Annotated in this window: 14 protein-coding genes and 1 tRNA gene; 7 read left to right on the plus strand and 8 right to left on the minus strand. The window is 71.8% G+C overall.

Annotated features, from left to right (window positions below; all coding sequences use genetic code 11):
• Positions 1-14 precede the first annotated feature (14 nt).
• Entirely contained in the window at positions 15-1,337 is a 1,323-nt protein-coding gene (locus tag EDD40_RS23125) for a helix-turn-helix domain-containing protein (RefSeq protein ID WP_231647967.1), read from the minus strand.
• A gap of 270 nt (positions 1,338-1,607) precedes the next feature.
• Here EDD40_RS23125 and EDD40_RS23130 point away from each other — a divergent pair, with 270 nt between their 5' ends.
• Both EDD40_RS23130 and EDD40_RS23135 read left to right on the plus strand, forming a co-directional pair.
• The gene (locus EDD40_RS23130; protein ID WP_148088893.1) at positions 1,608-1,934 is read left to right on the plus strand and encodes a hypothetical protein; all 327 of its coding nucleotides are present in this window, start codon (positions 1,608-1,610) and stop codon (positions 1,932-1,934) included.
• 13 nt (positions 1,935-1,947) lie between these two features.
• Positions 1,948-2,310, plus strand: a complete 363-nt coding sequence (locus EDD40_RS23135; RefSeq protein WP_053714584.1) for a hypothetical protein — start codon at positions 1,948-1,950, stop codon at positions 2,308-2,310.
• 301 nt (positions 2,311-2,611) lie between these two features.
• Here the strand turns inward: EDD40_RS23135 and EDD40_RS23140 are convergent, their stop codons facing one another.
• From EDD40_RS23140 to EDD40_RS23150, 3 genes are read right to left on the minus strand one after another with little or no spacing between them, the layout of a single operon-like run.
• Positions 2,612-3,403, minus strand: coding sequence for an SDR family NAD(P)-dependent oxidoreductase (locus EDD40_RS23140; RefSeq protein WP_123744798.1), 792 nt, complete (start codon positions 3,401-3,403; stop codon positions 2,612-2,614).
• A 27-nt stretch (positions 3,404-3,430) separates the two neighbouring features.
• Entirely contained in the window at positions 3,431-4,654 is a 1,224-nt protein-coding gene (locus EDD40_RS23145) for an MFS transporter (protein WP_123744799.1), read from the minus strand.
• Entirely contained in the window at positions 4,651-5,895 is a 1,245-nt protein-coding gene (locus EDD40_RS23150) for a glycoside hydrolase family 1 protein (RefSeq protein WP_246037778.1), read from the minus strand. Before EDD40_RS23150 ends, EDD40_RS23145 begins: the two co-directional genes overlap by 4 nt.
• Positions 5,896-6,014: 119 nt before the next feature.
• Here EDD40_RS23150 and EDD40_RS23155 point away from each other — a divergent pair, with 119 nt between their 5' ends.
• On the plus strand, positions 6,015-6,629 hold the full coding sequence (locus EDD40_RS23155; RefSeq protein WP_123744801.1) for a TetR/AcrR family transcriptional regulator: 615 nt from the start codon (positions 6,015-6,017) through the stop codon (positions 6,627-6,629).
• Between the two features lie 6 nt (positions 6,630-6,635).
• Here the strand turns inward: EDD40_RS23155 and EDD40_RS23160 are convergent, their stop codons facing one another.
• Positions 6,636-7,823 (minus strand): amino acid deaminase/aldolase, encoded by a 1,188-nt coding sequence (locus EDD40_RS23160; protein ID WP_123744802.1) that lies wholly within the window; start codon positions 7,821-7,823, stop codon positions 6,636-6,638.
• A 73-nt stretch (positions 7,824-7,896) separates the two neighbouring features.
• On the opposite strand from EDD40_RS23160, the gene EDD40_RS23165 reads away from it, so the two are divergent.
• Genes EDD40_RS23165 through EDD40_RS23175 form a run of 3 tightly spaced genes read left to right on the plus strand, consistent with a single transcriptional unit; the run spans position 7,897 to position 10,415 of the window.
• On the plus strand, positions 7,897-9,174 hold the full coding sequence (locus EDD40_RS23165; protein WP_123748220.1) for a D-arabinono-1,4-lactone oxidase: 1,278 nt from the start codon (positions 7,897-7,899) through the stop codon (positions 9,172-9,174).
• Between the two features lie 34 nt (positions 9,175-9,208).
• On the plus strand, positions 9,209-9,826 hold the full coding sequence (locus tag EDD40_RS23170; RefSeq protein WP_246037779.1) for a TetR/AcrR family transcriptional regulator: 618 nt from the start codon (positions 9,209-9,211) through the stop codon (positions 9,824-9,826).
• 46 nt (positions 9,827-9,872) lie between these two features.
• Complete coding sequence (locus EDD40_RS23175) at positions 9,873-10,415, plus strand: anthrone oxygenase family protein (RefSeq protein ID WP_123744803.1); 543 nt, start codon at positions 9,873-9,875, stop codon at positions 10,413-10,415.
• On the opposite strand, the gene EDD40_RS23180 is transcribed toward EDD40_RS23175, so the two are convergent.
• The 3 genes from EDD40_RS23180 to EDD40_RS23190 form a co-directional block, all read right to left on the minus strand.
• Positions 10,370-11,002, minus strand: a complete 633-nt coding sequence (locus EDD40_RS23180) for an SDR family oxidoreductase (protein WP_123744804.1) — start codon at positions 11,000-11,002, stop codon at positions 10,370-10,372. The two genes, EDD40_RS23175 and EDD40_RS23180, sit on opposite strands and share 46 nt — an antisense overlap.
• Before the next feature lie 14 nt (positions 11,003-11,016).
• Positions 11,017-11,634: a hypothetical protein gene (locus EDD40_RS23185; protein WP_123744805.1), complete on the minus strand. Its 618-nt coding sequence runs from the start codon at positions 11,632-11,634 to the stop codon at positions 11,017-11,019.
• Between the two features lie 446 nt (positions 11,635-12,080).
• Positions 12,081-12,166: transfer RNA gene (locus EDD40_RS23190), tRNA-Leu, on the minus strand.
• 116 nt (positions 12,167-12,282) lie between these two features.
• Between EDD40_RS23190 and EDD40_RS23195 the strand changes: the two genes are divergently transcribed.
• Entirely contained in the window at positions 12,283-13,467 is a 1,185-nt protein-coding gene (locus EDD40_RS23195; protein ID WP_123744806.1) for an FHA domain-containing protein, read from the plus strand.
• The last annotated feature ends 1 nt before the right edge of the window (position 13,468 follow it).

Consider the following 13,468-nt stretch of genomic DNA (forward strand, 5'->3'; position numbering starts at 1 on the left):
CGACGCCCCGCGGCTCAGGCCGCGCTGTCGTTGCCGGTGAACTTGGCAAGGCGTTCGGCCAGCTCGCGGGCGTCCGGGTTGTTCCGGCGCTTCTCGGCTTCGTGCTGCAACGGCTTCATCCGGTCCTTGGTGCGGACCGACTTCAGGCCCTCGGACAGCTCGATCGCCTGCCGGCCGAGCCGGGCGCCGTGGTCGATGTCGCCGTCGAGCAGGTGGTTGATCGACAGGGACGTGAGGTTGAACGACCGGCTGCGGGTCATGTCCTCGCCGTAGCCGCCGATGGCCTTGGTCAGCGCGGGCACCGCGGTGCGCGTGTACTTCGAGTCCACGGTCTGCGCCAGCTCCGTGTGCACGGTGCCGATCATCGCGGACAGGTCGTTGGCGTCGAAGAACTTCGCCCACGCGGGCGCCTCGCCGATGTTGGCGCGGGCGAACTCGTCGCGCGCCCGGCCGAGCAGCTTCAGCGCCTGGTCGTCGGAGCCCATCTTCGCGTAGGCCCACGCCTCGTTGGCGCACAGGATGCCGACGGCGAGCTCCGAGCCGGAGTTCTGCGCGGCCAGCTGGCCGAGCTGGAACACCTTCAACGCGTCGTCCGGCGCGTTCTGGTGCAGGTAGACGCGACCCATCCGGTACAGGATGTTGGCCACGAGCTCTTCCTTGCGCCCCTGCTTCGCCAGGCCGAGCGCCTGGCCGAAGTGGTTGCGGGCCGAGTCGTACAGGCCGGTGTCGAACGAGGTCCACCCGGCCAGGTTGTGCAGGTCGGCGAGCGCGACGTAGAGGCGCTCCTTGACCAGGTCGGTCGCGTTCGCGCCGAGCATCTGCTGGCCCCACGAGAGCTGGGCGACCACCGCGTCGCGGCACGAGCCGCCGCCGTACTGGTAGTCGAGCGTGCGCAACGCCCTGGTGGCCGCTTCGACCTGTCGGACGTCGGTCATGCCGATGCGGCCAGGGGCCGGAGTCTGCGCGGGCGACGAAGCCCAAGACCCGGAGTCCGTACCGAACACGGCCGCGCCGACGGTGATGGCGGCGGCGTGCGCGAGGAACTTCCTTCGCTTCACCGACTCGTCCTCCTCAGAATGGGGTGACTCCGCCGTGGCGGCCACCCTCACTGCCGTGGCCTCGTCGTAAGCGAGGCCCATGTACCCCCTGGGCACGCCCAAGCCCGCGGCGATCCGCGCGAGGACGTCGTAGGCCATGACCTGGCGTCCCTTGAGGATCTCCGAGACTTCGGACTGCGACTGGCCCGTCAGCGCCGCGATCTGGCGCTGCGACACACCGTGCCGTCGGAGCAGCCGGTAGACCGCGCTGATCTCTCGTCTGGCCAGTGCGTCGCGCATCTCCTGCTGGTCCCAGACGTCTGGGGTAACAGGAGAGCTTGGCGAACCGATGGTGTTCAATTGCGCCCCCTCACAGTCCTTTGGGCGTCAACGGCAGAGTAGGGGCACTCCCCCGACTGCGAGAAGTACCGATCGGCGAGGCTGATCGGCCCTGCCGAACTCCACTGACCGCTTACCGTGGAACGACCACCGGCCAGCGCTATGACGTCCCGATCCGGGTTGAATCATCGCAATCTGGGTTCCGGTAAGCGAGTGAGCACGGAGAGGAACATGGTCGTGGACCTGATCGAGCGGGCGGTGACCACCCCGGGTGGGCCGGCAGCGCCTGCCGTCGCCACGACCCCCTCTCCCGCAACCCTGTCTGTCCGGGAGTCGACCGACCTCGGCTCCGGATGGCGCGGCACGACCGGGCAACGTCGCTGGTGGCGGATTCGCTGCAGCGACGTGGTCGACCGGGAGCGCTGCCTCACCGTGATGGTCGACCGGGGCCGCGTGGTCCTGGTCGGTCCTCCCGGCGAGACGGCGGTCCTTTCGGCCGACCAACTCGTACAACTCAGGGCCGCGCTACGTGAGGCCGCCGAGCAGGCGGAAAGGTGACGGTGACGTTTCGGTGGACGAGATCCTCGGACAAGTTCTTCGCAACGCGGTGTGGGAGCGGTTGGACCTGCTCACAGAGCTGGCCAACGAGGCCGACGCCCCGTCCCTCCTGTCGGTGGCACGTTCCGAGCTCCCTCGGCTGACCGAGGGGTGGCGGGCCCTGCTCGCCGCGCACGAACCGGACGAGAAGGGCAACTGCCCCGAGTGCTCCGGACGGTGGCGGCAGCAGAAGAGCCCTTGCTCGGTGTGGCGCGCCGCGTACGAACACCTGGTCGCGGGCGGATTGGCCCCGCGCCCGGCTCGACACCTCCGATCGGCGCCGGTGACGCCTCCTGTCACGCGTTCGCGCCGGGGAATGGTGGTTCGAGCCCACTGACGGGCGGCCCCGACCTGTCGTTCCCCCGACGCGACCAGGTCGAGCACCCGCCTACTGGCCGGCGGTCCGGGACGTGCGAACCCCCGACCGCGACGAACGGATCGCCGGCCAGCTGAAAGCCCCACCAGTTCGACGACCGCAGCTCGACAACCACACAGACATCCGCGGGCCGGTGTTGTGCACACCTTCCCTCCCCGACCGACACTGGTCCGCGGGCACCACTTCGGCCCCGATGTCCGCACCTCCCGCGCGGACATCGGGGCCGTCGGCACGTTCCGGCCCGTCCGGTCGGGTTCGGCGCTCAGCGGTGGGTGCCGGTCAGCCAGGTGAGGTAGCCGGTCACGCCGGGGAACAGCCGGCCGGCCACGTCGAACGCCTTGAGCTGCCACGGGAACACCGCCTCGTCCCGCTCCCGCTCCACCACGTCGGCGATCCGGGCAGCGACGGCTTCCGGCGTCACGGTCGGGATCACCCTGGCCAGCCTCGGGATCCGCTCCTCGGCGCCGGGGTTGTTGGCGAAGTAGCGGCTGCTCACCTTGCCCGGCACGACCTCGCTCACCCCGATGCCGGTGCCGCGCAGGTCCATCCGCAGCGCCGCGGTCATCCCGCGCAACGCGTAGCGGGACGCCGCGTACCCGGTGGCGCCGGGGATCGGCAGGCGGGACACCGGCGAGTTGACGTTGACCACCCGGCCCGAGCCGCGCGCCCGCATGCCGGGCAGGAACTCCCTGGTCAGGTGCAGCGCGGCGGTGAACGGCAGGGCGATCATGCCGGCCAGCTCGGCGGTCGGCGTCTCGTCGAGGAACAGCCAGCGGCCGACACCCGCGTTGTTGACCAGCACGTCCGGCACGCCGACCTCGGCGATCACCCGTTCGGCGAGCGTGCCGATCCGGTCGACGTCCGCGAGGTCGGCCGTCAGGGCGACCGCACGCCCGCCGGTCGCGGTGATCCGCTCGACCTGCTCGTCGAGCGCTTCACCGCTGCGTGCCACGAGCACGACAACCGAACCGCGCCTCGCGAGCGTCGCGGCCGTCGCCGCGCCGATGCCCTGCGACGCCCCGGTCACCACGACCGTCCTACCCGCCAACCGCACCGGACCCCCTCCAAGCCGTCGAACGCGTCAAGCCACCGAGCGGACCCTGGTCACGAACACCGCCGCGCACAGCGTGGCGACCGCCGACACGGCGAACAACCCCCGGTACCCGCCGAGTGACGCCAGGACGAACGTCGTCAGCAGCGGCGCGATCACCTGGGGCAGCGAGTTGGCGATGTTGAGCACGCCGAGGTCCTTGGCCCGGTCCGACGCGGCGGGCAGCACCTGGGTCAGCAGGGCCAGCGCCACCGCCCAGTACGCGCCGAAGCCGAACCCGAGCAGCGGCGCGGCGACCAGCGCGGCCGGCCAGGTCGGCCACGCGACCAGCAGCAACGCCGCGACGGCCATCCCGGCGGCCGCCACCAGCACGTACGGCTTGCGCCGGCCGGTGCGGTCGGAGTGGGCGCCGACGGCGAACGCGCCGATCGCCAGCGCCACGCCGTAGAGCAGCATCAGCACCAGCAGGCCGTCCTCGGGCGCCGGGTGCCGGACCACGTCGCCGAGGAAGTACAGCAGGTAGAGCGTGCCGAACGCGTTGCCCAGGTTGATCATGAAGTGCGCGCACCAGGCCCAGGCGAAGTCCGGGTGCCGCCTCGGCGACACCCACAGCTCGCGCCACCGCAGCGCCGGCCGGGCGGTGAGCGGCAGGCGGGCGTCCGGGGTGATCAGCACGAACGCCAGCGCGCCCGCCACGACCAGCGCCGCGCACGCCAGGTACCCGTTCGCCAGGCCGCTGACCAGCACGGTCACCACGATCGCGCCGAGCACGGTGCCGAGCATCTGGGAGACGCCGACCAGCCCGCCCACCTTGGCCCGCTGCCGCACGGGCACCCGGTCGGGCACGGCGGAGGTGAGGCTGGCGAGCATGCCGTTGAGCCCGGCCTGCACCAGGCACCACCCGACGACCATCACGCCGACGGAGGACGCGGACGACAGCACCACCAGGCCGACCGCGCCGAGGAGCGCGCCCGCGAGGGTCCACGGGTGCCGCCGGCCGAACCGGGACGTGGTGCGGTCCGACGCCAGCCCGATCAGCGGGTTCGCGACCAGTGCGGCGAGCGCGCCGACGCCGGTGACCAGGCCGAACACGGCTTCCTTGGCGGTGGAGTCGAGCAGTTCGGCCTGCTGCGGCAGCAGCACCTGGATGGGCGCGTAGATGGCCAGCCAGAGGCCGAGGTTGGCCAGGAACAGCCAGGTCATCCACGCCCGGCGGACCGGGACGACCGGTTCCGCCAACGCCTCCGCGGTCATCGCCTGATCCGATCGCGGTACCACTCGTACGAGGCACGCGGGGTGCGTTCCTGCGTCGCGTAGTCGACGTGGACGAGGCCGAACCGCTGCGAGTACCCCGAGTCCCACTCGAAGTTGTCCATCAAGGACCACACGAAGTACCCGCGCACGCCCGCCTTCAGGGCTTCCGCGATGTGCGCGTCCAGGTAGGCGATCCGCTCGGTGTCCTGGAGCGAGTGCGGGTAGCTGCACCCGCTCTCCGTCACGTACACGGGCGGCAGGTCGGCGAAGCGATCGCGCAGCAGGGAGACCATCTCCGACAACCCGGACGGCACGACCGGCCAGCCGAAGCCGGTCTTCGGGTACTCGTCGACGTCCACCAGCTCGAACGGCAGCGGGTTGCCCTCCGACGGCAGCCGCAGCCGGGTCGGGTTGTAGTAGTTCACGCCGTAGAAGTCGAGCGGCGCGGAGGTGATCGCCAGGTCGCCGTCCACGATCGGCAAGCGGTCGGCCAGCGAGTCCGGGTAGCGGCCGGCCAGCTGCGCGTCGGCGTAGAGCCAGTTGTGCAGATCGGCGTAGGCCTCGGCGGCGGGCGCGTCGGCCGGGGAGGCGGGCCAGGTGGGCGTGTGGTTGTTGGCCGTGCCCACAGCGCGCGCTCCGGCGGAACGCAGCGCTTGCACGGCGAGCCCGTGGGCCAGGTTGAGGTGGTGGGCGGTCGGCAGGGCGTCGAAGAGCAGCGCCTTGCCCGGTGCGTGCTGCCCGGTGGCGTACCCGAGCAGCGTCACCATCGCGGGCTCGTTGATCGGGATCCACATCGCGACCCGGTCGGCCAGGCGCGCGGCGACCCGCTCGGCGTACTCGGCGAACCGGTGCGCGGTGTCGCGGTCGAGCCAGCCGCCCGCCTGCTCCACGGCCAGCGGCGTGTCCCAGTGGTACAGCGTGGCGACGGGCGCGATGCCGGCGGCGAGCAGCTCGTCCACCAGCCGGTCGTAGAACGCGAGGTCGCCCGCGAGCACCCGCGGCCACGACACGGAGAACCGGTAGGCGCCGACGCCGAGGGACCGCATCAGGCCGACGTCCTCGCGGTAGCGGCGGTAGTGGTCGCACGCCACGGACGCGTCGTCGCCCTCGAACGCCGGGAACCCGTCCCAGGTGGACGGTCGCCGGCCGGCGGCGGTGAACGAGCCCTCGATCTGGAAGGCGGAGGTCGACACGCCCCAGAGCAGGTCGTCGGCGCCCAGGAAGTCATCGGACACGCTCACGCGAACCTCCCAGAACATGAAAGTGATTCGGATCGTAGGCGTGTTGCGCCGTGAAGTGAAGTGGAAAGGTCCATTACCGGGCACTATGGAGGCCCGCCACCCACTCAGCAGGAGTCGCCGTGACCAGTACGACCCCGCTGCGCCGTCAGCCGGTGCAGCAGCGCAGCGCCAAGCGCGTCGAGCGGATGCTCGAGGCCTGCGCACAGCTCATCGAGGAGGTCGGCTACGACGGAGTCACCACGACGTTGATCGCCGAGCGCGCCGGGGTCGCGGTCGGCTCGCTCTACCAGTTCTTCCCCGACAAACGGGCGGTCGTGCAGGCGCTGACGCTGCGCAACCTGGAGAAGTTCATCCAGACGGTGGACGGCCGGTTCACCTCGACGACCCTCGCGCACTGGTGGGACGCCGTCGACTCGATCTTCGACGTGTACGTCTCGATGCACCGCGAGGTGCCGGCGTTCTCGAAGCTGCACTTCGGCGACGTGGTCGACATGCGGCTGCTCGACGACCGGCGCGACAACAACACGGTCATCTCCGACCGGCTCGCGGAGATGATCTCGGCCAAGTTCGACATCCCGCTCACCGAGCTGCAGCTGCCGATCTCGATCGCGGTCGAGGCCGCGGACGGCGTGCTGAACCTGGCGTTCCGCCGCGACCCGGCCGGCGACCAGCGCATCCTGGACGAGGCCAAGGCCCTCGTCCGCGGGTACCTGTCGACCCGGCTTCCCAGCTAGGCCGGTTCAGCCGAAGGAGTGCCCCTCGCCCCGGTAGGTGGGCACGGTCCGCTCCACCACGTCGCCACGCACGACGTGGTAGTGGGTGAACCGCTCGGCCAGCTCGCCCGCCTTGGCGTGCCGCAGCCACACGCGGTCGCCGAGGCGCAGCGAGTCGGCCGCCCGACCCACCACCGGGGTCTGCACCTCGCCGGCGCCCTCCATCGGCAGCAGCTTCAGCCCGACCGGCAGGTACGGGCTGGGGTGGCGGTCGGGGGTCGCGGTGCCGGAGGCGATGTAGCCGCCGGAGAACAGCGTGGCCACGTGCCGCTTCGGCCGGCGCACGACCGGCAGCGCGAACAGCACGGCCGGCTTGGGCCGGAAGCCGCGGTAGCCGTCGAACAGGGTCGGGCCGATGAGCCCGGACCCGGCCGCGAGCTCGGTGACCGACGGGTCGGCGGCGGTGATCTCCAGGCTGCCCGTGCCGCCGCCGTTGACGAACTCCAGCTCGGCGACCTGGCGCACGGCGGCGATGGCGGTGGCGCGGCGCTCGACCAGCTCGGCCGCGGAGTGCCGTTGCATCCAGCGCAGGGCCGCGCCGCGCAGCGGCTTGCCCGGCGGCTGGTCGCCCAGGCCCGCGATCTGCCCCTCGTACCCCATCACGCCGACCAGCCGGAACCCCGGCCGGCGCACGATCGCCTCGGCCAGAGCGCGCGCTTCACGGGCCGTGTGCACGGGTGACCGGCGTGGACCGATGTGCAGGCCGGGCACCGGTCGCCACGACACGTCCAGCTCCAGGCAGACCCGGATCTCGGGGTGGTCGGGGCCGAGCACGGCGTGGACCAGGTCGAGGTGCGCGGTCGAGTCGACCACGATGGTGATCCGCGCCCGCGCCCGGTCGTCCTTGACGAGCTCGGCCAGCGCCGCCCGGTCGACGGTCGGGTACGCGACCAGCAGGTCCTCGGCGAGGTCGACCGACGACAGCCACAGCGCCTCGGCCAGCGAGTAGCACATGACGCCCGCGAAACCGGGCCGGGCGAGCACCCGCTCCAGCAGCGCGCGGACCCGGACGGACTTGCTCGCCACCCGGATCGGCCGCCCGCCCGCGCGGCGCACGAGGTCGGCCGCGTTGCTGTCGAAGGCGTCCAGGTCGACGATCGCGAACGGGGGGTCGTGCTCTTCCGTCGCGACGTCCAGGCGCGTGCGGTGCTGCATGGGCCTCACCGTACTTGAAAGGTGAATAGCTTTCACCTACGGTTCGTGGAACGCGTCACATCCGGAGGTGGGCATGGCGACCCCGTGGACGAACTGGGCGCGAACGGCGTCCGCGACCCCACACCGGGTCGAGCACCCGGCGAGCGTCGACGAGCTCGCCTCCGTCGTGGTGGGCGCTCCCAGTGTCCGCCCGCGCGGCAGCGGGCACTCGTTCACCGGCATCGCGGTCGCGCCCGGCGTGGCGATCGACCTCGACGCGTGGACCGGCATCGTGGACGTGGCCGGTTCCCTGGTGACGGTCCGGTCCGGCACGACGCTGCACCAGCTCAACGCGCTGCTGGACGTGCTCGGGTTGGCCATGGCGAACCTCGGGGACATCGACGCGCAGACCGTGGCGGGCGCGATCTCGACCGGGACGCACGGCACCGGCGCGAAGCTCGGCGGCCTCGCCACGCAGGTCGTGGCGCTGGAGCTGGTGCTCGCCGACGGGTCGGTGGCGCGGTGCTCCGCCGACGAACGGCCCGAGCTGTTCCACGCGGCCAGGGTCGGGCTCGGCGCGCTGGGCGTGATCAGCACGGTCACGTTGCGGTGCGTGCCCTCGTTCGTGCTGCACGCCCGCGAGTTCCCCGGCCGGCTGGACGCGGTGCTGGAGGAGTTCGACCACCTGACGGCGGTCGAGGACCACGTGGAGTTCCACTGGTTCCCGCACTCCGACCGGGTGATCGTGAAGCGGAACAACCGGGTCGACGAGCCGGCCGCGCCGCTGTCGGCGCTGCGCCGGTTCTACGAGTACGAGGTGATGGAGAACGGCGCGTTCGGGCTGGTCTGCAAGCTGGCGAAGGCCGTGCCGACGACCACCAGGACGCTCAACCGGGTGTGCGGGTCGCTGGTGTCGGAGCGCGACTACCGGGACGTGTCGCACCGCGTCTTCGTCACGCCCCGGCGGGTGCGGTTCGTCGAGTCCGAGTACGCGGTGCCGCGGGCGGCGCTGCACGACGTGCTGCGGGAGCTGCGGTCGGCCGTCGGCGGCCTGGAGCACGGGGTGATCGTGCCGGTCGAGGTGCGGGTGGCCCAGGGCGACGACATCTGGCTGTCCACGGCCCACGGGCGCGACACGGCTTACATCGCCGTGCACCAGTACCTCGGGATGCCGTACCGGCGGTACTTCGACGCCTTCGAGCGGATCGCGGGCGCGGTCGGCGGGCGACCGCACTGGGGCAAGATGCACACCCTCTCCGCCGACGCCCTCCGCGACCGCTACCCGCACTTCGACGACTTCCGCCGGGTCCGCGGCGAGGTCGACCCGACCGGCAAGTTCACCAACGCCTACCTCGACCGCGTGCTCGGCTGACCGGGCCGCCGGCCGCCTCGGGCAGGATGACGGGGTGACCGGCGGCAACAGGGGGCGCGGGCGCCCCGGGACGGGCGTGCGCGAGGCGATCCTGGCGGCGGCCGAGGCGATCCTCGCCGAGGCGGGCGTCGCCCGGTTGTCGACCAAGGAGATCGCCCGGCGGGCGGGTGCGGCCGAGTCGAGCATCTTCTACCACTTCACCGACCGCCTCGGGCTGCTCCAGGCCGTGGTGCGCCTGCACCTGCCGCTGTACCGGGACGTGGCGGAAGCGGTCGTGCGCGACGCCGGCGCGGGCAGCCTGCGCGACAACCTCACCCGGCTGCTCGACGGGCTCGACGCGTACTACCGCCGGATCGCGCCGATCCTCGCGGCCGTGCAGGCCGACGGCGACCTGCGCGCGCGTTTCGCGGAACGGGGCGCCGACGGCGCGGTCGGTCCGCAGCGCGCCCTGCTGCCCGTCGTCGACTACCTCGCCGAGGAGCAGCGGCTCGGCCGCGTGCGCGCCGACCTGGACCTGGAACCGGCCGCCCTGCTCATCGTCGGCGCCGCCTACCAGCGGGCGGTGTTCCGGCACCTGAGCGGGGAAGACGCGCCGGCGGTGGCCGGCGCCCGGGTCGCCGACGCGCTCCTGCCCGCCCTGCTCGCCCGCTGACCGCTCGTCGCGGACGGACCGCGGCCACGCGCGCTACATTTACTGAGTGACTACTCAGCAATTAGGGACCTCCCGCGCCACCCGGTTCGCCACCCGACTGGCGCTGCTGTGCACCGGCCTGCTCGCCGGGACCTTCGGCTACGGCGCCGTCAACCTCGTCACCACGTTCAACGTCGTGCCCCTCGACGTGCGGCTGACGTTCCACTCGGCCCTCATGCGGGTGAACGGCCCGGTCGTGCAGACCACCATGGCGCTGGCCGTGATCGGCTCGATCGCCCTGGCCGTCCTGACCCGCGGCGGGGCGCGCCGGGCCGCCGCGGCCGCGAGCGCGCTCGTCGTGACCTCGTTCCTGGTGACGCGGTTCGGCAACGTGCCCATCAACGGCCTGATCAAGCAGTGGGCCGTGACGACCCCGCCGGCCGACCACGCCGATGTCCTGCAGCGGTGGGAGGCGTTCAACCTCGTGCGCACCCTCACCGCGCTGGCCGCGTTCGTCCTGGTCGTCTGGATCGCCACCCGCTCGAGGCCGGGCGCGCCGGACGGTCAGAAGGCGTCCGCGATCGGGGTGTCCCCGGAGATCAGCTCGTAGGTCCGGCGGACCGTGCCGGGGCGGTCCAGGAGGGCCACGACGACGGCCGCCACGTCGGCTCGCGGTACGGAACCCCGTAGCGGTTTCTCGGCGAGCTCCACGTGGCCGGTCGGCTCGTCGTCGGTCAGCCGGCCCGGCCGCAGGATCGTCCAGTCCAGGTCGCGCTCGCGCAGGTCGTCCTCGGCGGCGCCCTTGGCCGCCAGGTAGGCGTCGAACACCTCGTCGCCGGTGGTCCGGCCGATGCCGGTGGCACTGATCTGGATGAACCGGCGCACACCCGCCCGTTCCGCCGCCTCCGCGAACAACACCGCCGCGGCCCGGTCCACGGTGTCCTTGCGCGCCACCCCGCTGCCCGGTCCGGCGCCGGCGGCGAAGAGCGCCGCGCCCGCGCCGGTCAGCAGTTCCGCGACCGAAGCGACGTCGGCCGCCTCCAGGTCGCAGTGGACGGGGACACCGCCCGCGTCCAGCACGTCCGCGTGGTGGTCGGGGTTGCGCACCAGCGCCGTGGCGCTGTCACCCCTCGCGGCCAACAGCCGCTCCACCCGCAACGCGATCTTGCCGTGTCCGCCCGCGATCACTACCCGCATGGTCCGACCGTAGGTCAGGACGCGGTCGCCAGCACCCGCTCGTACACGAGTTCATTCACCCAACGGGTGGTCGCGGTGTCCTCGACCGGCACGGTCTCGTTGCGGCCGGCGACGTCCGTGCTCAGCTGGAGCTCCTCGTCGGCCAGCAGGACCGAGACGCCGTAGCGGCGCACCCGCGGCAGGCAGTTGGCCAGGTAGTCGTGCGTGAAGACGACCGACGTGGGCAGGACGGCGGCGGCGTTGCCGAAGCGGGCGAACGGCACCGCCGAGGCCAGCGCGGTCCGCCAGTGCCGGGCCACCGCCAGGACGCCCACGATCCGCACCGCGGACGGCGGCACGCGGCCGTCCATCTCCGGCCACACCCAGGTCGACACCGTGGCGCGGTCCGTCTCCGGCGCCGCGCCGAGGCACAGCCGCTCGGCGTGCGCGTCGGCCAGCAGCTCCGCCACCACGATCACCTTGCGCCCCATGAGGACCATCTCGGGCAGCACCACGCCGTGCCAGCCGAGGCGCACCGCCGCGGAGGCGGCCAGCTCCTCGACGGAACCGGGCAGTTCGGGAACCGGAACAGCGGTCGCCGACAGCGCCCTGGTGTCGTCGGTGTCCGCGATCCGTGCTGGTGTGCTGCTCACGCCAGGGCCTCCTCGGCAACCACGACGGGCTGTCCGCCGCGTTTCGACTCGTGCTCTGGGTAAGGCGTACCAGGTGGGACCGGTCGCACCCCCGGGGCAAAAGGCGTCCTGCGATCGACGGCGTCGAGCGGTCGGTAACCGGTCGGCGACCGCCGGGGGGACTTCGGTCCGGCGGTGCTGCCGTCTGGGTGACCCCGGTGCCCCGCGAAGGCCGGAAGTCTGCTCAGCGTGTGCCTCGCTCGCCTGGAACGACCGCCGGACCCGGCCCGCCGGCCACCCCGACCACCGCATCACCGACCGCTCGCCGCGCGAAATCGACCGACCGCCCCCGAGCCACCACGTTCGGCCGCGGCTGTGCGGGTGACAGACATCACGCATCCGCCGGCGCGAAAAAGCAGAAAAACCATGAAGTCCCATCCACGACCGTGGATGGGACTTCATGGTTTTGGTGGGCGAGGGGGGAGTTGAACCCCCACGTCCTTTCGGACACACGGACCTGAACCGTGCGCGTCTGCCATTCCGCCACTCGCCCGGAGCGACGTGGAGAACACTAGCATGGTCCCCGTCCGGGTTACCAATTGCCCCGTGTACCGCCACGTCAGCCCGGATACGATCGGTCATGGAAGTCGACCGGGTCGGAGGGTTGCCGTGGGCCTCGTACAGCGCTTCGAGCGCCGTCTCGAAGGCATCGTCGGGAACACCTTCGCGCGGGTGTTCGGTGGCAACGTCGTACCGCAGGAAGTGGCCCAGGCACTGCAGCGGGAGGCGGAGAGCAGCATCCGCGAGTTGGCGGGTGGCAGGTTGCTCGCTCCGAACCACTTCAAGGTCCTGCTGGGTCCGCAGGACCACGATCGGCTTGCCGGGGACGGTCAGGATGAACTACGCATCACCCAGCTCCTGGGGGACTCCATCCGGGAGCACCTCGAAGAGAGCGGATGGGATACCTATGGTGAGGTCGTAGTCTCCCTGGAGCGCTCCGACGCGCTGCACACGGGACAGTTCCGAACCAGCTCGTCCGTCGACCCCGACGTGAAAGTTGCCAGCCGACGGTCAGCACCACCTCGCACTGCAGGAGACGGATCCATGAGCCAGCCTCCCGGCTACGGACAAGGACAGGGCCAGCCCGCCTACGACCCCTATGCACAGGGCGGCTACGGCCAGCAGCAGCAGGGCTACGACCAGCAGGGCTACGGTCAGCAGCAACCCGGCTACGAGCAGGGCTACGGCCAGCAGCAGCCCGGCTACGACCAGGGTTACGGCCAGCAGCCCGGCTACGACCAGGGCTACGGCCAGCAGCAGCCCGGCTACGAGCAGGGCTACGGCCAGCAGCAGGGCTACGACCAGGGCTACGGGCAGCAGCAGCCCGGTTACGGCCAGCCCGGCTACGACCAGGGCTACGGGCAGCAGCCCGGTTACGACCAGGGCTACGGCCAGCAGCCCGGCTACGACCAGGGCTACGGCCAGCAGGGTTACGGGCAGCAGGGCTACGGCGACCCGGCGCAGGGCGGTTACGCGCCGCCGGCGGTCCAGTCCGGTCCCCGGCAGCTGAACGCGACGCTGCACCTGGACGACGGCTCCAACCGCACTTACAACCTCAAGCAGGGCGGCAACGTGGTCGGCCGCGGCCAGGAAGCGGACTTCCGCCTGCCCGACACCGGGGTCTCCAGGAGGCACCTGGAGATCACGTGGGACGGGCACAGTGCCATGCTCGCTGATCTCGGTTCGACAAACGGCACCACGGTGAACGGCACACCAGTGCAGACTTGGCAGCTCGCGGAAGGCGACGTCGTCCGCATCGGCCACTCCTCGCTGGTCTACCGCACCCAGGGCTGAG

The sequence above is a fragment of the Saccharothrix texasensis genome, assembly GCF_003752005.1.
Classification (GTDB): domain Bacteria; phylum Actinomycetota; class Actinomycetes; order Mycobacteriales; family Pseudonocardiaceae; genus Actinosynnema; species Actinosynnema texasense.

Coding starts and splice junctions, on each gene's coding strand:
- EDD40_RS23180 (WP_123744804.1), bottom strand. CDS start 11,002: ATGCGGGTAGTGATCGCGGGCGGACACGGCAAGATCGCGTTGCGGGTG.
- EDD40_RS23165 (WP_123748220.1), top strand. CDS start 7,897: ATGGCGACCCCGTGGACGAACTGGGCGCGAACGGCGTCCGCGACCCCA.
- EDD40_RS23160 (WP_123744802.1), bottom strand. CDS start 7,823: ATGCAGCACCGCACGCGCCTGGACGTCGCGACGGAAGAGCACGACCCC.
- EDD40_RS23130 (WP_148088893.1), top strand. CDS start 1,608: ATGGTCGTGGACCTGATCGAGCGGGCGGTGACCACCCCGGGTGGGCCG.
- EDD40_RS23145 (WP_123744799.1), bottom strand. CDS start 4,654: ATGACCGCGGAGGCGTTGGCGGAACCGGTCGTCCCGGTCCGCCGGGCG.
- EDD40_RS23125 (WP_231647967.1), bottom strand. CDS start 1,337: ATGCGCGACGCACTGGCCAGACGAGAGATCAGCGCGGTCTACCGGCTG.